Origin of the sequence: Paenalcaligenes hominis (assembly GCF_041359055.1) — a bacterium.
Taxonomy (GTDB): domain Bacteria; phylum Pseudomonadota; class Gammaproteobacteria; order Burkholderiales; family Burkholderiaceae_B; genus Paenalcaligenes; species Paenalcaligenes hominis_A.
In genome coordinates this window covers 141416-161414 of sequence record NZ_JBGJKZ010000005.1, presented here as the reverse complement: position 1 = coordinate 161414, position 19999 = coordinate 141416, and the positions used below count along the sequence as shown (strand labels likewise).

The 19999-nt window shown below is 48.1% G+C and carries 22 protein-coding genes; 12 read left to right on the top strand and 10 right to left on the bottom strand.

The features are described from left to right. Positions 1–6 precede the first annotated feature (6 nt). Genes ACBP46_RS11845 through ACBP46_RS11820 form a run of 6 tightly spaced genes read right to left on the bottom strand, consistent with a single transcriptional unit; the run spans position 7 to position 4626 of the window. The gene (locus tag ACBP46_RS11845) at positions 7–1209 is read right to left on the bottom strand and encodes an NAD(P)/FAD-dependent oxidoreductase (RefSeq protein WP_371016925.1); all 1203 of its coding nucleotides are present in this window, start codon (positions 1207–1209) and stop codon (positions 7–9) included. Positions 1210–1220: 11 nt separating this feature from the next. Beyond that, a complete protein-coding gene (locus ACBP46_RS11840) occupies positions 1221–2153 on the bottom strand; it encodes a VOC family protein (RefSeq protein ID WP_371016924.1) in 933 nt (310 codons plus the stop codon). A gap of 23 nt (positions 2154–2176) precedes the next feature. Beyond that, positions 2177–2950, bottom strand: a complete 774-nt coding sequence (locus tag ACBP46_RS11835) for an SDR family oxidoreductase (RefSeq protein WP_371016995.1) — start codon at positions 2948–2950, stop codon at positions 2177–2179. 8 nt (positions 2951–2958) lie between these two features. After that, entirely contained in the window at positions 2959–3990 is a 1032-nt protein-coding gene (locus ACBP46_RS11830) for a Rieske 2Fe-2S domain-containing protein (protein WP_371016923.1), read from the bottom strand. Positions 3991–4002: 12 nt separating this feature from the next. After that, the gene (locus ACBP46_RS11825; RefSeq protein ID WP_371016922.1) at positions 4003–4299 is read right to left on the bottom strand and encodes a recombinase-like helix-turn-helix domain-containing protein; all 297 of its coding nucleotides are present in this window, start codon (positions 4297–4299) and stop codon (positions 4003–4005) included. Between the two features lie 12 nt (positions 4300–4311). After that, positions 4312–4626, bottom strand: a complete 315-nt coding sequence (locus ACBP46_RS11820; RefSeq protein WP_371016921.1) for a non-heme iron oxygenase ferredoxin subunit — start codon at positions 4624–4626, stop codon at positions 4312–4314. Between the two features lie 275 nt (positions 4627–4901). Here ACBP46_RS11820 and ACBP46_RS11815 point away from each other — a divergent pair, with 275 nt between their 5' ends. Then, positions 4902–5678, top strand: coding sequence for an IclR family transcriptional regulator (locus ACBP46_RS11815; protein ID WP_371016920.1), 777 nt, complete (start codon positions 4902–4904; stop codon positions 5676–5678). A gap of 232 nt (positions 5679–5910) precedes the next feature. Next, positions 5911–6120, top strand: a complete 210-nt coding sequence (locus ACBP46_RS11810) for a cold-shock protein (RefSeq protein WP_371016919.1) — start codon at positions 5911–5913, stop codon at positions 6118–6120. A gap of 69 nt (positions 6121–6189) precedes the next feature. Here ACBP46_RS11810 and ACBP46_RS11805 read toward each other — a convergent pair whose 3' ends face one another. Beyond that, positions 6190–7542, bottom strand: a complete 1353-nt coding sequence (locus ACBP46_RS11805; protein WP_371016918.1) for a 3-deoxy-D-manno-octulosonic acid transferase — start codon at positions 7540–7542, stop codon at positions 6190–6192. 39 nt (positions 7543–7581) lie between these two features. Continuing rightward, the gene (gene waaC / locus ACBP46_RS11800; protein WP_371016917.1) at positions 7582–8538 is read right to left on the bottom strand and encodes a lipopolysaccharide heptosyltransferase I; all 957 of its coding nucleotides are present in this window, start codon (positions 8536–8538) and stop codon (positions 7582–7584) included. Between the two features lie 160 nt (positions 8539–8698). Between waaC and ACBP46_RS11795 the strand changes: the two genes are divergently transcribed. From ACBP46_RS11795 to ACBP46_RS11765, 7 genes are all read left to right on the top strand, one after another. Next, complete coding sequence (locus ACBP46_RS11795; RefSeq protein WP_371016916.1) at positions 8699–9595, top strand: LysR family transcriptional regulator; 897 nt, start codon at positions 8699–8701, stop codon at positions 9593–9595. Between the two features lie 129 nt (positions 9596–9724). Beyond that, complete coding sequence (locus ACBP46_RS11790; protein ID WP_371016915.1) at positions 9725–10774, top strand: TRAP transporter substrate-binding protein; 1050 nt, start codon at positions 9725–9727, stop codon at positions 10772–10774. Between the two features lie 87 nt (positions 10775–10861). Continuing rightward, positions 10862–11482: a TRAP transporter small permease subunit gene (locus tag ACBP46_RS11785; RefSeq protein ID WP_371016914.1), complete on the top strand. Its 621-nt coding sequence runs from the start codon at positions 10862–10864 to the stop codon at positions 11480–11482. Beyond that, entirely contained in the window at positions 11479–12762 is a 1284-nt protein-coding gene (locus tag ACBP46_RS11780) for a TRAP transporter large permease (RefSeq protein ID WP_371016913.1), read from the top strand. Before ACBP46_RS11785 ends, ACBP46_RS11780 begins: the two co-directional genes overlap by 4 nt. Before the next feature lie 12 nt (positions 12763–12774). Next, the gene (locus ACBP46_RS11775) at positions 12775–13461 is read left to right on the top strand and encodes a DUF2848 domain-containing protein (protein WP_371016912.1); all 687 of its coding nucleotides are present in this window, start codon (positions 12775–12777) and stop codon (positions 13459–13461) included. 29 nt (positions 13462–13490) lie between these two features. Next, on the top strand, positions 13491–14843 hold the full coding sequence (locus ACBP46_RS11770) for an amidase (RefSeq protein ID WP_371016911.1): 1353 nt from the start codon (positions 13491–13493) through the stop codon (positions 14841–14843). A gap of 19 nt (positions 14844–14862) precedes the next feature. Next, positions 14863–15780, top strand: coding sequence for a DMT family transporter (locus tag ACBP46_RS11765; protein WP_371016910.1), 918 nt, complete (start codon positions 14863–14865; stop codon positions 15778–15780). Here the strand turns inward: ACBP46_RS11765 and fmt are convergent. After that, positions 15752–16702: a methionyl-tRNA formyltransferase gene (gene fmt, locus ACBP46_RS11760; RefSeq protein WP_371016909.1), complete on the bottom strand. Its 951-nt coding sequence runs from the start codon at positions 16700–16702 to the stop codon at positions 15752–15754. The two genes, ACBP46_RS11765 and fmt, sit on opposite strands and share 29 nt — an antisense overlap. After that, entirely contained in the window at positions 16699–17229 is a 531-nt protein-coding gene (def, locus tag ACBP46_RS11755; RefSeq protein WP_371016908.1) for a peptide deformylase, read from the bottom strand. Before def ends, fmt begins: the two co-directional genes overlap by 4 nt. Before the next feature lie 262 nt (positions 17230–17491). Between def and dprA the strand changes: the two genes are divergently transcribed. From dprA to ACBP46_RS11740, 3 genes are read left to right on the top strand one after another with little or no spacing between them, the layout of a single operon-like run. Further along, entirely contained in the window at positions 17492–18619 is a 1128-nt protein-coding gene (gene dprA / locus ACBP46_RS11750) for a DNA-processing protein DprA (protein WP_371016994.1), read from the top strand. Positions 18620–18627: 8 nt separating this feature from the next. Then, positions 18628–19539 (top strand): hydroxymethylglutaryl-CoA lyase, encoded by a 912-nt coding sequence (locus ACBP46_RS11745; protein WP_371016907.1) that lies wholly within the window; start codon positions 18628–18630, stop codon positions 19537–19539. Next, positions 19536–19994 (top strand): hypothetical protein, encoded by a 459-nt coding sequence (locus tag ACBP46_RS11740; protein ID WP_371016906.1) that lies wholly within the window; start codon positions 19536–19538, stop codon positions 19992–19994. The genes ACBP46_RS11745 and ACBP46_RS11740 overlap by 4 nt, the downstream gene beginning before the upstream one ends. Positions 19995–19999: the final 5 nt, after the last annotated feature.

Here is a 19999-nt window from a genome sequence, read left to right as displayed (position 1 = left end):
GTGCTTTTACTTTATTGCCATTAAGTTGATGCTTAAATCTGCCACTTGCTCGGGCGTTACAGCCACCTGACGTTGCATCCAGCGTTTAGCTATTTTGATGTTTTTGGCATCGTTGACGGCAACCACATAGCGCAGCGTTTCGTCTTCATCAAAATAAAAAAATGTTTTTTGGCGTGCGCCGCTTTCGCGCATAACGCAAGACAAGGAAGGAGAAGGTGTACCTAACATCTGGATATTGCAGTCATATTGGTCAGACCATAACCAAGGAATGTCTTGATAAGGCTCTTCTTTGCCTACCATATGCTTAGCTGCGGTTGCGCCTTGATTTTGGGCATGGGCCCATGACTGCATACTGATCCCCAACGCGGGATGAATCGCCACATCGCCTGCGGCATAAATATCGGGCTCGGAGGTTTGACAGTACTCGTTAACGACTACAGCCCCTTGGACATCAAGACCTGCGGTACAGGCTAGCTCTGTGTTTAATTGAGCACCCGCAGCCACCAACACGGCATCCACCGTAGAGTGAAGCTCGCCCTCTATAAACACTTGCACTGTTTGGGAATCGCCTTGGGCTAATTCAATCGCCCCGCAATGCGTTAGGATTTCAACGCCTTCACTTTGGTGTAGATTTTGCAAAAACTGCGCAACCTCTGAGGTCACGCTGCGCCCACAGACTTGTTCACCGCGCTCTAAAACCGTTACTGCCAAGCCACGTTGACGTGCTGATGCTGCCACCTCTAGGCCGATCCAACCCCCGCCAATGACTACCAAGCGTTGGCTTTGCTCTAAACATTCACGTAAGCGGTGGCTATGCAGAAAAGAGCGCAGCTCATGCACATTTTCTAGTTGCTGCCACGCTGGATTAATAACCCGCGCGCTGCTACCCGTAGCCAACAACAACTTGTCATATACCAATTGATCGCCATTACAAAGGCGCACCACTTTGGTTTGGGTGTTTAGGTCTACTGCTCTACGCCCCAAATGCCAATTAATCATTAACCCAGCTATCACATCGGGTTTATAAAATTGGATGGCGCTTAGCTCTGTAGGAGCTAACAAGTTTTGTTTTGAAAGCGGTGGACGCTCATAAAATATATCTTGCTCATCCGAGACCACATGCAAGGTGCCGCTATAGCCTTCTTGTCGTAAGGTATAAGCCGCAACAGCTGCCGCTTGACCGCCACCAATCACTACAATATTTTCCATGGCTTCACCTTTTAGTTTGAGCTGATTTGCCGTCTTGTTGCCGGATCAATGCCTTTATCAATGGCCCATTCAGTGAAAAGCTCTAGCGCATAATCAAAATGTCTAGGTTGCCAGGCTGCGGTGAGATAATCGTCGTTGGTATAGTATTCAAATGCTCCGCCTAGAGGAGAATGGATATACCAAAAATAGGCTGAGGAAACAGGATGGCGGCCCGGCCCAATAAACGAATCCCAACTGTTTTTGTTCATATTGAGCCCGCCCCCGATGACCTCATGAATGTCACGCACCACAAAAGCCACGTGGTTGAGTCCTGGTTGCTCTCGATTAGGCAGCTTCAATAAAAATAAATCGTGATGCCATCCTTGGGCGCTACAGCGTAAAAACGCTCCTCGTCCTGTATACGCATCCGATAAGTAAAAACCGAGCTTTTCTTCATAAAATGTCTGGACGGTTTCTAAGTCAGGGGTAAAAAACACCACATGCCCTATCGCCACCGGATTGGCTTTTTCATAAACCGGACTGGCCTCATTTACCCGTTGGATGTGCCCATATTGGTTTATTGCTGGGCTTAAAGCCTGAGTTGCTATGCCTAGTTGAGCTACCTCGAATCGTAAGCTCATCCCGTTCGGGTCTAGACAGCGCAGCACGGTGCCATCAAAGGCATAGCCCGGTTCATCTTGTAAATTATGAGCCAACTGCAGCAAATCCTGAGGCCGGTTTACCGCCCAAGTCACCTCTCGTAATGTAGACCCGCTTTCAAAAGCAGGAGGTAAATCAGGATGATCAGACTCAAACACCTGCACTGTGCTGCCGTTAGGCAAGGCATAATGCAACGAGTCGGCGTTTTGCTCTGCCGCAGCATCCAAACCAAAATCAAACAAATAGTCTTTGGCTTTATTTAAGTCTTCTACGCCAAAAGTTAAGTTTTTGAGTCCATTAATCATGCTAAATAACCTTACTCAAGCGGTTAGTTAAAGACGAAACCGCCATTTACAGGTATGTTTTGACCTGAAACAAACGACGAGAGATCAGACAATAAGTACAAAGCGGTGCCATTAATATCGTTTGGGTATTGAGCCCGTTGTAAGGCTCGACCTGATACATATTGATGGTGACGTTCTTCAGGCACATACTCGGTGGCCTCTACCAGCGTCAAACCAGGTGAAATCGTATTAACACGGATGTTGTACTCACCTAGTTCTCGGGCCATAGAGCGTGTCATGGCAATAATGGCTCCTTTGCTTGCCACATACGCCATGAGTTTGGGGGCACCCCACAAAGCAGTATCTGAAGCTATGTTCACGATGCTGCCTTGATCTGCTTGCTTCATATAAGGCAATACCGCTTGTGTCACTAACCAAGTTCCTTTGACGTTTACCAACATGACTTGGTCCCACAGGTCGGGAGAGTAGTGCTCTAAGGTTTTACCGCCCACTCCCGTAGCCAAAGCGGCACAGTTCACTAGCCCATCCACATGCCCCCAGTGCTCTTGTATCCAGTGTCCTAAGCCGGTAATGGACTCCTGTTGACTAATATCTACGGAAAGACCATGAGCATTTAGGCCTTGGTCGCGAAGCTCTTGAACGAATGCCATTAAGCGGTCAGTTAAAATATCCGCTAATAAAACCTCAGCCCCTGCAGCCAAAGCGGCTTGGGCAAAATCAGCCCCTAAGCCGCGCGCAGCACCCGTAATCAGTATTTTTTTATTAGAAAGTAGCGTGCTAGTTGAACTCATTGACACCCCCTGCATTAAGCCTCGGCAACGGTTTTTTGCTCTTGCAGGGTTTTAAACTGAGTTTGAGCCGCTTTTTTAAACTGTCTACGCAACCGTGCTAAGCCCACATCATGTTGGTACAAGAACTCATGCTCTTTTGCGTTGGGTGCCATGTTTTCCAAGATAATGCGGTCTTGCTCGAGCACATCCCAATGTAATTTTTCTAAGCGGGTGCGGTACATAAAGCGCCACACATGTCGTTGCCAACCGCTAACTTTGCGACAGCGCCAGAAAAACACGCGTGTATTGTCTTTATCAATAGGTGTAGCGAAGCCAATGATAAAAAAATCACCGCCAGGACCAAACTGCTGCTGATAAGGAATGGATAAACGCAACCACGCGCCGCCCGTTTGACCGTATTCAACCCAGTCAAAGTTGACACGCGCTTGTCCTTCTTTCTCGAACACGAACCCTTCTTCAGTAGGACGTAGGCTCATGTTGGCGACGCGATCACCTTGATACATGGAGTGAGACTGGCTATGCAGGTAGGTACCATGCATTGGGTCCATCACGTTATCAATGGCATACATGTAATTCACACCCCAGTCCGCGCGACATAGGAAGCTGCTCCAGTCATCACTGCTTAGTTGCTCTGGAAGTTGTAATGGAGTGGGTTCCTGCTCTGCATCTACACCAAACCACAGGAAAATCGCGCCATTCAGTTCTTGTGCAGGGTATGATTTAACGCATTTCATCCCCTCTAGAGGACAGGACGCCACTGCAGGCACATCGGCAACCACACCATCACCACGAACCTCAACCCCGTGATACCAGCATGCCACCCGATCACCTAAGTTCCACCCCAAAGAAAGACGCGCACCGCGGTGAGGACAACGGTCTTCCAAGGCATGAACTTGACCTTGGCTATCACGCCACACCACAATGTTTTCCCCCAAGCGAGTAATACCCACTGGGTTTGAGGCTACCTCCCAACTTGCTAAAACTGGGTACCATAAATCTCGTATGCCGTACTCTAGATATTCATCTGCTGAAGCAAAGTCTCTCATCTCGTCCCTCTTTTAATAACCTAGTCGTGCCATTTCTGTCTGAAAGTTAGACGTGGTCCACTTTTCACCCGTTTCTAGCAACAAGCCTTGCTCGTTTAGCAAGCTCACAATGCTTTCTGGTTCCGTAGCACCTTGCTTAAACGCTTTGATTAGATGATCAGCAAGCTGCTGCTCGTACTCAGTTGGAGCATGCGAGCGGTTTTGCCAAACAATATGCTCTACTACCCCAGGTTTTTGAATGTTGTTGATCCCTGCTTCGGTGCTTGGAATAGCATGAATCCAAGATTGAAGTTTTGTGTTGTATTCCATTTTCTTGCCTCTTTAGGTTGTTTCGCACTGAATCAAAACTTGCTCACCCTCTACCTTGGTGGGATAAATGCGTAAATTTCTACAGCCCGGTCCGCTTTCCAGAACACCCGTTTTGATATCGAAAATTGCTTCGTGTAAAGGACACTCCACTTTTTCGTCCTCAATAAAACCATCGGTTAAGAGGGCAAAGGCGTGAGGACACACGTTTTCTATGGCGAAAAAGTGCTCATCAACTTTAAAAACCCCCACATGGTTGCCTTCTATCTCAATGGCTTTGGGCATATCTTGAGAGACCTCGTCGACCCCACACACCTTAAACCAGTTCATCTTAACCCCCTTGTTTTACCTGCAAAACATAGTTTAATATACAAAACAACTTCATTTAAACTTGAATTATTTATTTTGCACATAGGAAAAAACCCCTATTCAGGGGTTAAAAAGTGACTTAAATAAGACAAATGCAAAAGAAAGAGGGGCACTGCAGCACGAACGCTACAGAGCCAAAACACAAAAAATGAGACATTTTTGCAGCATAAAACCTCGTTATAATGGGGCTATTAATGCTGTATCTATTTAGTTATTAAAGGGTTAGCTGCATCAATATGAGTACAAACGAAAACGAAAAATACCTTGTACCGGCCTTAATTCGTGGCTTAAAGATCCTAGAGCTATTCAGCCCTACCCAAACAGAGCTAGCTCTTTCAGAAATTGCTCAATCCTTAGAGATCAATCGCTCTAGCGCATTTCGTTTAGTACAAACTTTAGAATATTGCGGTTATTTAAATCGTAACGAGCAAAAAAATTACACGATTAATATCAAAGCGTTGCAGCTTGGTTATAGTGCTTTAGCAAGCATAGATATTACCGATCAAGCGATGCCAATTATGAAACAGTTACGCGACCAAACTCGCACTGCTGTGCATTTGTCAGTGTTAGATCAAACTGACATTGTTTATGTACAAAATATTCAAGCGCTTGGTGCTTTTACTTCTAATATTTTGATAGGCACTCGTTGGCCTGCCCATGCTACGGTTATTGGGCAATTTTTATTATCTGGTTTAAATAATAATGAAATAATTGAGCGATATAGCGCATTTAAAGAATGGAAACGCTTTTCAGAAAGTACGCCTAAAAATTTAGATGAATTATTGCTTAAAGTTGAAAGAGCCCGAAACTCTGAATCCTTGACGAGCTGGCAACAATTTAAAAACACAATGGTTGCTAGTGCGGCCCCTATTATTCATCCCTTCAACGGCTCTATCCCTTATGTTCTGTCTGTTAGCCATCCGGCTTACTCCTTAGACAAAAAGAAATACGAGGCCGAAGTCATCCCTCATTTAGTTAATGCCGCTAAAAAAATATCTTCTTATATTTTGTAAGCTTCTGTGGCTTTAATTCTTATAAATATAAACTTATTACCCTAGCACAAACCCTTAATAAATTATCTTGACCCACGATATGAAACAGTCTAAAGTACAAGAGTAGGTTATCAAGTTCGTCGAAGTTCGCTCAATACTGTTTGCTTTCTTAGTAAATTGCATTGCATAATTTTGTCCCTTGAAAATCTGTTACTTAGGGCACCTTGCTCATTTATTTAAGGAATCGCATATCATGCAAACAGAATACGGCACCGTAAAATGGTTTAACAACGAAAAAGGCTTTGGCTTCATTTCTCCAGAAAACGGTGGCAAAGATCTTTTCGTTCACCACTCCGACATTCTTGGTACAGGCTACAAATCTCTAGAAGAAAACCAACGTGTTTCTTACGAGCCAGCTCAAGGCCAAAAAGGTCCACAAGCCAAATCCGTACAAAAAGTTTAATTTTTGTATGTGCTAAAAAACCCGCCTAGGCGGGTTTTTTTGTGTCTGCTCCATTTGCATTACCGTTTTTTAACGGTGATCGTTACGCACGTATTGTTTTTTTAACACTTCTTTCACCCCCGTCATGACACGATCTACCGAGCCTGTATGTTTACGTACCCAAGACGAGGCCGCATCCGACATAGTTTGACGCTGGGTGCTGTCGTCAAGCAAGCTCATTGCTTGTTTTAGTGCCGCATCAGCGTTGGTCACACGCACCGCAGCCCCTTCGTCCAATGCGTCATTAACCGCTTGTTCAAAATTACGGGTATGGGGCCCAACAATAACTGGCACACCCAACGCACACGCCTCAATGATGTTTTGTCCCCCTAACGGGGCAAAACTGCCACCAATAATGGCGACTTGAGCCTGAGCGTAATACCAGGGCATCTCGCCAAGAGAATCGCCCAAGAGCACATCCGCATTTTTACAACACGCTAACGAGCTGCTTGTGCAGTCGCCAGTAGTCATAATCTCTGTGCGACGAATCACATTCCACCCTTCGGCTTCAAGCAAAATCGCCGCTGATTCAAAGCGTTGAGGATGACGTGGAATTAAATAAAAAAGAGTGCGTTGTTGACTATCTAGATCCATGCTGTGTTCACGGCGGATATAGCGTCGCATCGCATCAATAAAAATCTGGTCTTCGCCCTCGCGGGTGCTAGCAATTACCACAATTTTGCGCCCTAAAGAGGCCGCAAACTGTTTACCGCGCTCGACTTGCTCTTGGGATAACTGCACGTCAAATTTAAAATTTCCTGCCACGCGCACCCCTTTACCACCCGCTAACTCTAAGCGCACCGCGTCTTGATAGGTTTGTGCATAAATGGCGGTGAAATAGCCTAAAGTTTGGCGCATCAGCAAGCCCATGCGTAGGGATTTGCGTAAAGACCGCGCAGAAAATCGCGCACTGACCAAAAAAGCGGGAATATCGGCTCGATAAGCCTGATACATCAGGTTAGGCCAGACCTCGCGCTCAATAACTATCAGTAATTTAGGTTGGTAATGGGCATAAAAACGACGAGCCGCACCAGGGAAATCGTAGGGTAGCCATTGTTGTTGTAAGTGGCCTTCGGCCAAAGCTTTATTAAAGGCTCGCTGCCCTTCGGCAAGCCCGGTATAAGTTAAATGCGTTAATAAAACGTGATGACCTGCGTCTAATAGGGCTTGTACTAGTGGCTGAGCCGCCCTCATTTCACCTAAACTAACAGCATGAACCACAATAACCGGTTCGGCTGGGCTAGGGCTTTTGCCATAATACCCAAATCGCAATGGGCTAAACACCTGCCATTGCCCACCAGACCGACGCGCGCGTAAATACATCCACCCCAATAAAATGGGTGAAATCAAACGCAACAACACGGTATATATAAAACGACTCAAACGTACAAAACCTTCAAACAACAAACATATATTGTACTGTTATCCCAAGCTAAATGCTTGTTGGATTGCGCTTAACACGACTTCAGCACTGGGCTCTTGGCCTCTGTCTCCTAAACTGGCGGTATAGGCGCGGCTTACTAATGGGGTGCGCACAGGAGTAGATGCCTTGTAAATACCAATAGTAGGACGCTCTAACGCAGCTGACAAATGCGTTAGCCCGCTATCTAAGCCTACCATAATGTGGGCTTTGGCTAACTCGTGCGCTACTTCAGTTAAACCCATTCGTGGTAAAACCACTGCATTTTCACGATTGGCTATTAGCTGTTGAGCCCGCTCGGCCTCGTGCTCATTTCCAGCTAATAAGCGCAAACCCAAACCCTTTTCTTGTAAAAAATCAAATACTTGGTGCCAAGACGTTTCAGGCCATAATTTATCATCACGGCTTGCTGATGGCATAATCATCGCTACAGGCTCTACCGTGACCGCATTGGTAATGCTCTGCAACCCATAGTCAGGAGCCCCTTCGTATGCGTAGTCAAATGCCAGTGAGGCCAACAAGCGTTGACGGGTAATAGCTGGCTGCCAAAATTCGACGCGGTGTTTTACATCGTAAAATAGCGAACATACCGGTTCTCGTGCCGACTTCCAATCTAAACCGTGCTTGACGCCCTTTGCTAAACGGGTAATCCACACCGTTTTTAACAAGGCCTGCATGTCTAATACTACATCGTATTGAGTTTGCAGTAGGCGCTGTTTAAATGCTTTTCGTTCTTTTTTGGTCTGGGCGGACCACCATTGTTTACGCCACCGTCGATGCGCTACTGGTATAACTGTATGTATTGCGGGGTGCCAAGTGGGAATTTGCGCAAAGGATTCCTCTACGACCCAATCAATCTGCGCGTCTGGGAACACCGCTTGCATATCCGTAATGGCTGGCAACATATGCACCAAATCCCCTAATGAGGAAGTGCGCACTATTAATATTTTTTTACTCATAACTGTTTATCTTAGGTGGGCGTAGATACCACTGGCTTTTTTGTAGGGCTATAGTAACTCAACTCGCACTTATTGCTAGCCATTCTGTTAATGGATTTTTTGCATTAAATGTTCACCCGCCTTCCAGTCTTTTATCTCCCCTCTCTGTGGAAGCCACTTAATGATTGATTTTAAACAAATTGAAGCCTTTATCTGGGTTGCTGAGTTAGGTGGTTTTAGCGCTGCCGCTGAAAAACTTAACACCACCCAGCCTTCAATATCACAACGTATTGCTAGCTTCGAACGCGAGCTGTCAACGCGCGTATTTGATCGTGGGGCACGAGGGATCAAACTGACAGATAAAGGCCAAGAGCTGCTATCTCACGCACAGCGCTTGCTGGATCAACGTAATGAAATGCTGCGTGTGGCACAAAGTACAAACGTGATACAAGGCACATTTCACCTAGGAGTAGCGGAAACTCTGGTGCATATGTGGCTGCCATTGCTGATTGAACAGCTTTATTTGCAATATCCCGCCTTAAATATTGAAATTCATGTCGATACCAGTCAAGTCCTTAAAGAAAAACTCTTGAATTATCAATTAGATTTAGCTTTTTTTGTAGGTAAAGAGACGGATAACAATACTGAATACATGCCTGTGGGCGAGTACCCCTTAGCCTGGGTCGCAAGCCCAAATTTAAAGTTACATAATCGTCAATTACGCATCACGGATCTAGGTGTTTACCCTGTAATTACCTACCCAGTAGGTAGTTTACCCTATCGGGTAGTTACCCAAATTTTGCGTGATGCACATGTGCCTTCACCACGCATTTATGGCAGCGCTTCGCTTAGCACCATTGTGCACATGACGTCGCGTGGAATGGGGGTTAGCGTGCTTGCTCAAGTCCTAGTCAAAGACCTATTATCCCAAGGGAAACTGCGTCTTTTACATGTAGATCAGCCCCTGCCGGCTTTAGAGTTTTACGCCCATTGGTTGAAGTCACCAGACAGCCATGCGGCACGCACCGTAGCACGTTTAGCCCAACGCATTTCTCAAGACTTCACCCCCCATGAATAAGTTTTTCTTATACCCCTACATCTAAACATATAATTGGACAGTGGACAGCGAATACGGTGCAATTCTGTCTAATTATATTCAATTGTTTCTATATGGCTTAGTTATGGGCTTATATACAGGAGACTCCGTATGAAACGTTTATTCGCTGCATCCCTCTTGATGGGTTTCACTGCACTGAACGCACAAGCACAACAGGTCGTAACTGATCTGCCTCAAACTAAATTGAACGTAGTGGGTGGCCTCAGCAACCTCACTGCATACCAAAATGGCGAGCTACCATTCTGGTCCAAAACAATTCCTGAGCTATCAGACGGCAAAATCACTGTAGACATCAAAGGCTACAATGAAATGGGTCTGAAAGGTCCTGAGGTATTACGTTTGGTTAGCCAAGGCGTAATACCTATCGGTAGTGCTACGCTTGCCTACTTTGCCACCGACAACCCTATTAACGAAGCCATTGACTTAGCAGGTCTAGCTCCAGACATCGATACAGCACGTGCCGTTACCGAAGCCTTTTTACCGGTCTATGAGCAACACTACGATGCCAATAACGCCAAACTGCTAGGCATTTCTACTTACCCAGCTCAGGTTCTGTTTTGTAAAGGCAGCTTTACTGGGCTTAGCGACCTAAAAGGCAAAAAAGTACGCACTAGCAGCCGCACACAGGCCGAGTTTGTACAAGCCTTTGGCGGTAGTAGCGTGACCATTCCATTTGGTGAAGTAGTACCTGCTTTGCAAAACGGTGTTGTAGATTGCGCTATTACCGGTTCCTTATCGGGTTACTCAGCCAAATGGTACGAAGTCAGCGATCATCTTTACGCGTTGCCCATTAACTGGAACCAGCAACTCATCGTGGCTAACAAAGCGTTTTGGAACAAGTTAGACCCTAAAGTTCAAACTTTCCTTGAGGAAAACGTAAAAACTTTGGTCGATGACATTTGGGACGCTGCCGCCGCCGAAACACAACAAGGTTACGACTGCAACACAGGTGCCGAAGCGTGTACGCTTGAGCCTAAAGGTGCCATGAAATTGGTAGAGCCTACCGACGAAGACCGTCGTATTCTTCAGGAAGTCATGGATAAAACCGTTATCCCTGCTTGGGCTGCCCGTTGTTCCTCTGATTGTGTAGAAAGCTTTAATGTTCTAGTTGCTCCTGTTTTATTTGACGCAGCTAACTAGTCTTCTTTGAAGGTTACGCTGTAACCCAGCTCTAACCGGGCGTTTGATTGCATCTAATCAAACGCCTCTTTTCTCTAGGTGTAACCCATGACGACTCCTACTCCTACATCCTTGTTAGGACGACTGCTCAATGGCGCTACCACGCTGTCTCGTTTTGCCATTTGGATAGCAGGTTCTCTGACCTTATTAAGTGCTTTGTACATTACGGCGGATGTAGCAAGCCGTAAATTATTTAATGCGCCTTTAGGTGGTTCTGATGAACTGTCTGGTTACGCATTTGCCATTAGCATTTCATGGGCGTTGTCCTTTGCCACACTTGATCGCGCCAATATCCGTATCGATGCGATCTATCAGCATTTACCTGCTCGTTTAGCCGCTTTTTGCGATTGGTTAGCTTTAGTGGTGTTGGCTGTTTTTATTGTTTATCTCACACGTTACGCTGCCGAAGTCGCCGGGATGTCATGGAATAGTCACTCGACCGCCAACACACTCTTGGGCACACCACTTTGGATCCCACAAATGCTTTGGGTTGCGGGCCTCGTATGGCTGTGTGTGGTGCTGGCCTTAATGCTGCTGCGCGCCTCTTTGGCCCTAGTGACGGGCGATATTGAGCAGGTACGCGCTATCTGTGGCGTACGAACCGCCAAAGAAGAAGCCAGCGAAGAAGCCGAAGCCGGTAAACGTATTGTGCAAATGGAGCAGCAATGATTGCCACCTCTCTGACCCTACTGCTTGTTTTAATTGGCGTTAGCATCCCCGTTGGGGCCGCTTTAGGCGTGCTAGGCCTGATCCTTGATCCACTCTATTCTTTTTTACCCCTTAGCCGTGCTATGGGCGAAGTGGCCTGGGGCACAAGCAATGAATTTCTCTTAGTCGCTGTGCCCTTGTTCATCATGTTGGGCGAAATTCTCCTGCGTTCGGGCTTAGCCGAACGTATGTACAACGCAATGAGCCTCTGGTTGTCATGGCTACCCGGTGGTTTAATGCACGCCAATATTGGGGCAAGCGCATTGTTTGCAGCCACCTCTGGCTCCAGTGTAGCCACTGCTGCCACAGTAGGTACCGTAGCCCTACCCCAAATTAAAAAACAAAACTACAACGAGCCTTTATTTTTAGGCAGTTTGGCAGCAGGTGGTACGTTGGGGATTTTAATTCCTCCATCTATCAACCTCGTTATTTATGGGGTATTAACCAACACCTCTGTGCCCAAACTGTATCTTGCCGGTATTGTGCCCGGGCTTGGCATGGCGCTTTTATTCATGGCCGTAATTGCCTTAGCGTGTATGGTTAAACCTGCTTGGGGCGGTAAAAAAATCAGTGCCTCATGGTCAGCGCGTTTAACAAGCCTAGTCCACTTAATTCCACCTCTGTTGATTTTCTTTTTAGTGGTGGGCTCAATTTATGCCGGGATAGCCACACCCACCGAAGCCGCCGCACTAGGCGTAGTAGGCGCATTGCTACTGGCTGCTTTTAGCCGTCGCCTATCTGTAAAGATGCTTTTGACGTGTTTTGAAGGCACCATGAAATCCACCGCCATGATCATGTTAATTGTGATTGGGGCTGCTTTTTTAAATTTCATTATGTCTGGCATCGGCCTAACTAATGCCATTACGCACGCCATTACAGGGTTGGGCGTTTCGCCCATGATGATGCTTTTAGTGCTGGTCGTCTTTTACTTAGTTTTAGGCTGCTTCATGGAAACGTTATCCATGATGATCACTACCATCCCTATTGTGGCCCCTGTCATGATTGCATTGGGCTTTGATCCGGTCTGGCTAGGTATTGTGATTATTATTTTGGTTGAGGTGGCTCTAATCACTCCACCTGTCGGTTTGAACCTGTTTGTGGTTCAAAGCTTGCGCACCACTGGCAGCATGAACGATGTCATGGTGGGTAGCCTGCCTTTTGTACTGATGCTCTTGGGAATGGTGTTAATCCTTGCGGTATTCCCTGACGTCGCCCTTTGGTTACCGCAAATATTTGGTTAAAGGTAGTTTTCCATGTTGTTAAATTTTGATCTTATCGGCACAGATGGTAGCAATGAGTCCATTCAAGTTAATGTGGACCACTGTATTGTGGCTGGTTGGGCTGGTCGTGATCGTGACGCGATTGAACACCATATTTTAGAGTTGGCTGAACTAGGCGTGCCCCGCCCTAGCGATGTACCGCTGTATTATCGTATTGCCACAAACCAGCTTATTCAGAGCTCACGTGTTCAGGTGGTAGGCCCGCACAGTTCAGGCGAAGCCGAGGTACTGGTGTTTAACCATAACAACGAGCTATGCGTTAGCTTGGCCTCTGATCATACTGATCGCGCTCTAGAAGCACACAGTGTTGCGCTATCTAAACAAATTTGCGTCAAGCCCACGGCACAGCAAGCATGGCGCTATAGCGATGTGGCTGGTCATTGGGATGAGCTGGTGCTGCGCGCTTGGATCCTCGAAGAAGGCCAAGAGGTGGCTTATCAAGACGGCGCGGTGGCTACGTTACTGCACCCCATCGATTTAATTAAAAAGCATTTTGGTCAAGATCATTTGCCAAACCAAACGGCTATGACATGCGGTACAGTCGCTACTATCGGCTCAATTCGTCCAGCGGCTCAATTTACGATGGAGCTTTACGATCCACGCCTTGAGCGCAGTATTCGTCATACTTACGATATTGAGTTCTTGCCTGAAATCGCTTAATTAGATTTTTTACTCATAGGGATTCCATCATGTCGACCTCTTTTGCACGTATTCGTGAGCTACAACACGCTCTAGATGCCGGAGAAACCACTGCCGTTTTGCTAACCCAGCAGGCGCTATCACGCATTGCTGACCCAGCTGGCGAAGGGGCAACCACCTTTATCTCCATCTATAAAGAACAAGCCTTAGCCGCCGCTCACGCTTCCGACATTTTACGTGCAGCCGGTCTAAGCCGTTCTGCTCTAGAAGGCATCCCTATTTCTATCAAAGACCTCTTTGATTACAAAGGTGACGTCACCCGTGGGGCTTCCGCTCTGCTTAAAGACGCACCGGCTGCTACAGAAAACGCCACACTCGTCCACCGCCTCCAAGAAGCAGGGGCCGTTATTATTGGGCGTACCAATATGACGGAGTTTGCTTTTTCCGGATTAGGCATCAACCCGCATTACGGAACCCCCCGTGCTCCTTGGGACAGAGAGCACGGCCGTATCCCGGGCGGCTCCTCTTCCGGTGCAGGCGTGTCGGTCGCAGACGGTATGGCCGTCGCTGCTATTGGTACTGATACCGGTGGCTCTATTCGTATTCCCTCTGCTTTTTGCGGTATTACTGGCTTCAAGCCTACTGCCGACCGCATTCCTGATGCAGGCGTTATGCCCTTATCGCATTCCTTAGACTCCAGCGGGCCGCTTGCTTTGTCTGTCGAATGTTGCGCTATTGTGGATGCGGTACTTAGTGGCGAACCCGAGCCCGAGCTCGCCCTTATTGACTCCACCCAATTACGTTTTGTGGTGCCAACCAATTACGTCTTGAATCAGGCCGATGACAAAGTCAAAGCCGACTTTAAAGCCGCACTAACTACTCTTAGAAACAAGGGGGTCTCTATTGATGAAATTGAAATCCCCGAGCTAGACCAGTTGCCTTATATCAACCGTACCGGTGGCTTTGTGTGCGCAGAAGCATGGTTCTACCATCAAAAACACATCGAGGCTCACGAAGCGCTGTATGACCCACGCGTGGCTTCACGTATCTTGCGTGGCAAGAGCCAAACCGCTGCGGATTACATTGAGCTAGAGCAAACGCGTCAAGTCTGGATTGCCCAGATGGAAAGCCTGCTTGCTCCTTACGATGCCATGTTAATGCCCACTGCGCCGCTATTGCCTCCTACCATCGATGAGTTAAACGATGAGGACGCTTATTTCCGCGCTAATGGTCTAATTTTACGCAACCCAGCTATAGTTAACTTTTTAAATGGGTGCGCCTTATCTATTCCATGCCATGCTTCAGGCACCGCTCCTGTAGGTCTTATGGTGGCCGCCCCCGCCTACCACGATGCACAGTTGCTTAATGTAGGTCATACTATCGAGCATCTACTTAACTCTTAATTTTTTTAAGGCATTTTTTATGTCTACGCCGCAGCGCCCTATTGTTGGAATTGTTCTTTTAATTCTTTCCACGTGGGCGCTGTCGTCATTAGACGCCAGTGGCAAGTGGATTATGGCCGCCGGACTGCCATTGTTGGTAATGTGCTGGGCGCGCTATGTGATTCATTGGTTTTTGGTATTGGCGGTAGTGTTACCTATGCGCGGCACAAAGGTGTTTAAAGCCCATCGCCCCCGCGATCAAATTTTGCGTGGCCTTATTATGTTATTTGCCACGCTGTCTTTTTTCTCTGCTCTGCGCTACTTGCCCCAGGCTGAAGCCACAGCCATTAATTTTTTAGCCCCATTACTTGTGTTATCGGTCGCCCCCTGGCTATTGAAAGAGCCCTCCCGCCTTTCACGTTGGATTGCGGCAGGGGTAGGCTTTTTAGGGGTATTGCTAATTATTCGCCCTAGCTCGGGTTTACATCCGCTAGGGGTGATGTTTGGCTTGATTACAGCTATTTTTTTTGCGACCCAGTTTATTGTGACGCGCCGTTTAGCGGTTGAAGACGCCTTCACCACCTTAATCTGGAGCGGTTCAGTGGGCACGGTATTAACTTCATTATTAATGCCGTTTATTTTGCCTGAAATTTGGCCGATTTTTACCACATTTGGCCCTAAAGAATGGGCCGTATTAATGGCAACCGGTGTGTTTGGTGCCTTGGGCCATTTATTGCAAATACAGGCTTATCAACGTGCTCCTGCCTCAGCCTTAGCGCCCTTTGTTTATACGCAAATTATTAGTGCTGCTGGATTAGGTTGGCTAGTGTGGGGCCAGTTCCCCGATGCGTTAAGCTGGCTAGGTATTGCTATTGTGTGCGGTAGCGGCGCCGTGATTGGTTATATCGAATGGCGCCAACAGCAACACGCTAGGCGGGCAGCTGCCACCCTTGAATAAAACTAGCAACTGGTTGTCGTCGGCTGCCAGCACGCTGTAGCTCGAGCAACCGCAACACGCCGTCGCCTGTGGCAATATCTATACCGTCCGCACTGGCTGCTAATACCGTACCGGGTGCCGCCGTGGTGGCCTGATCTAAAGCCTGAGCCTGCCATACCTTCACGGGCTGATCTAGCCCGGGTAACGCCATCGTACAACTAGGAACCGGATTAAACGCCCGTATACGACGTGCCAACAGGACGGCAGACAAACTCAAGTCTAAGGCTGACTCGGACTTTTGCAATTTTTCAGCATAGGTAACGCCCTGTGTAGGCTGTGGTACTGCCGTTAAACCTGTGGTTTCTAACGCTTTTAGTGCCTGCACAATCGCCTGAGCACCAAGCTGTGCTAAATCGTCGTGCAAACTACCCCCAGTATGCTCTGCGCTAATAGCCAAAGGGTGTACAGCCAACATATCGCCTGTGTCTAGGCCCGCATCCATTTGCATAATAGTAATGCCGGTTTCGGTATCGCCTGCGTCTATGGCACGCTGAATTGGGGCGGCCCCGCGCCAACGCGGCAACAAGCTGGCGTGGATATTTAAACAACCTAGGCGTGGTAAATCGAGTACCCATTGCGGCAAAATCAAGCCGTAGGCAGCCACCACCATTACATCGGGCTGAATAAGCTGTAATTGCTGTTGTACTGCGGCGGCGTCAGCGGGGTATTTGCCATCTAGGCGCAGGCTAAGGGGCTGCGCCACAGGAATGCTTGCATCTAGTGCGGCTTGCTTTACTGCGGACGGCCGTAGCTTCATGCCTCGGCCAGAGGGTCGATCGGGCTGAGTTAACACCAAAGGCACCTGATACCCTGCCGCTAAAATGGCCTGTAAAGCCAACTGCGCAAAATCGGGGGTGCCAGCAAAAACCACCTTTAGCGTCATACAGACACCTTTGCTTCAGCTTTGCGTGCCTCGCGCTGTTGCTTGCGTAATCGCGTTAAAATACGGGTCTGTTTCAAAATGGATAAGTGTTCAACAAAGACCTTGCCATCAAGGTGGTCAAGCTCGTGCTGTACACATACGGCCAATAAGCCCGCCGCATGAAACTCGTAACTTTCACCTTTTTCATTTAAGGCTTTAACTTTAATTTCAGAGGCTCGTTCTACCTTGTCGTAGATGCCAGCAACAGACAAGCAGCCTTCCTCGTGAACCTTGGTTTCCTCGCTGTACCAGGTGATTTCAGGGTTAATCAGCACTAAGAGCTCATCGCCCTGCTCGGACACATCGATCACCACAACACGCTCGTGTACATTGACCTGAGTAGCGGCAAGGCCAACCCCAGGGGCATCGTACATGGTTTCCGCCATGTCTTTAACTAACTGACGAATGCGGTCATCTACTTGTGCCACTGGTTTAGCTACCGTGTGCAAACGTTCGTCGGGGTATTGAAGTATAGGTAATAGCGCCATAATAACCTGAGTGATCCGGCTTATTTAGTACAAATAAGAACGCATCACCCCAAATAAGTAAGAATACCGTCATTTTAATACACTCTGTAGACTTTGCCTAAAAATGCTGCTCTTTGGGCGTAAGTGTGGCTACAGCAACAACGACCTCAGGTAGCTCAACGGTTTAGCCTAAAAAGACCCGTCAGACGTGAGTAGAGCGAGTTCATCTACGTATTTGTCGCTCTATCCGCGTCTATCTAATCAATCGTACAATTCAGCCATGATGACGCCACGAATGCCTCCCTCCGAGCTCTATGCCTGGATACGTCTATCCCTAGAGCCTAATCTCACCGCCCATGCAGCCCGACTGCTATTGGCTAATTTTGGTTTACCTCCCCAAATTTACGAACAGTCCATCAGTACACTTAGCCGCTATATCGATACCGCCTTAGCCACGCAGTTGCGTAGTGCTCCCAACGCCGAACTCGAAAGCCAAATTCAAACCACACTGGAATGGGCTCAGGCTTCAGACCAACATATTCTGTGCTTAGCCGATAGTCACTACCCAAAGTCATTGCTTGAGCTAGCCGACCCGCCTCTTGTACTTTACGCTAAAGGCGATCTTAACCAGCTTAGCCATCAGGCATTGGCTATTGTGGGTTCGCGCAATGCCACTCAGCCCGGTCTGGAAAACGCCTACCATTTTGCGCAGTTTTTAGCGGATCAGGGGTGGTGTATTATCAGTGGCCTAGCTACAGGCATCGATACTGCAGCTCATCGTGGTGCTTTAGCGGCTCACCAAACCAACAGCACCATCGCCGTACTGGGAACAGGTATGGATTTGGTTTATCCCGCACGAAACCGTGCGCTCGCACACCACATTGCTGAACAGGGGCTGCTGCTCTCCGAGTTCCCCTTAACCACTAAAGCGCTGCCCTACCATTTTGTGCGTCGCAACCGCTTAGTGGCTGCGCTTTCCCGTGGTGTTATTGTGGTCGAGGCCGCCCTAAAAAGCGGATCACTCACCACAGCACGCTTTGCCGGCGAAATAGGACGCGAGGTTTTTGCCATACCGGGCTCTATTCATTCGCCTCTGCACAAGGGATGCCACCAGTTGATTCGTCAGGGGGCAAAACTGGTAGAATCAGCAGAACATATACTCGAAGAATTAGGGCAGCATTTACGCCCTCCGTCCAAAGCTTTACCCAAAAGCGAAACACGCGCGCTTCCAGAGCACCTTGCCTCTGAACAACAGCAGGTGCTTACGGTCATGGGGTTTGACCCAGCCAGCGCAGATACGATTCAACAACGCAGTGGGCTTAGCCCCACTACCGTTGGCAGTGCTCTTGTGCAGCTCGAGCTCATGGATCTGGTCATAGTACAGGCTGATGGACGCTATTTACGCACCTAGGAGACTCCATGCATTATCCTCAAGCCGTTAAAATTGTCGAGGTCGCACCACGCGATGGCCTACAAAACGAAAAAAACTTTGTACCTACCGCAACAAAAATTGAACTGGTAAATCGCTTGGCCCGTGCCGGCTTTCAAAATGTAGAGGCCGCCTCGTTTGTATCACCGAAATGGGTACCCCAAATGGCAGATGGCACTCAGGTCATGGCAGGCATAGAGCGTCTTGATGGGGTGGTGTACTCTGCGCTTACCCCAAATCTACGCGGTTTCGAGGCCGCCCTTGCAGCGGGTGCCGACGAAGTGGTCATTTTTGGTGCTGCTAGCGAGGCCTTTTCCCAGCGTAATATTAATTGCAGCATTGCCGAGTCCATCGAGCGTTTTATGCCCGTGGCCCAAGCCGCCCATGCGGCTAATATCCGCTTGCGTGGCAGTATTAGCTGCGCGCTGGGCTGTCCTTATCAGGGTGAAACAGCAATAGACACGGTGTTAGATGTGGTCAAACGCATGCAAGACCTAGGCGTCCAAGAATTCGATATTGCCGATACCATCGGGGTAGGCACGCCACATAAAACCGCGCGCCTACTGCAGGCTGTGGCTCAAACTATTCCCTTAGATCGTATCGCTGGGCATTTTCATGACACCTACGGCCAAGCCCTTGCCAATATTCTGGCGGCTCTAGATGTAGGCGTTCATATTTTTCACAGCTCAGTCGCCGGACTAGGCGGCTGCCCCTATGCCAAGGGTGCCACAGGCAACGTTGCTACCGAGGACGTCGTGTACATGCTACATGGCATGGGCATTCACACAGGGCTAGATTTAGATGCGTTAGTACAAACCGGTGCCTGGATTTCCGAACAAATTGGTAAACCCACCAACAGCCGCGCAGGTCGTGCCCTCTATTTAAAAAACACTACCGTATGAACCCCACCCTAAGCCCAGAACAGCAACAGCTTTTACCTAGTCTCAATTTACCTATACGTGGGCGCTCTTGGCCCAAACACATTGCACTGATGGCTTGGGTAGTCATTGCTCTGATCGGGCTACGTCTAGGATTTATTGCAACACACTATGGCGATCAGGTTGCCACTAGTATTATTGCCTGCGTGGTGTTTGCTTATTGTGGCATGATTGTGGTGGCTTATTTTATGCTGGTTGGGCACACCACCATCACCACTACAGGTATTCAACAGGAATGGATTCTTAAACGCGAGCTACTTTGGCAAGACCTTAAATTTGCTAAATTTGTTCCGCTTTTTTTCTCAAAACGTTTAATTTGTTTTACTAAGCGCGGACGCCCCATTGTTTTTCAAGGTGCCAGCCCCGAGCTACAGGTAGCCTTTGCACAGATTGCTTTGGCCCACCGGCGTCCCATCTAGCCGCT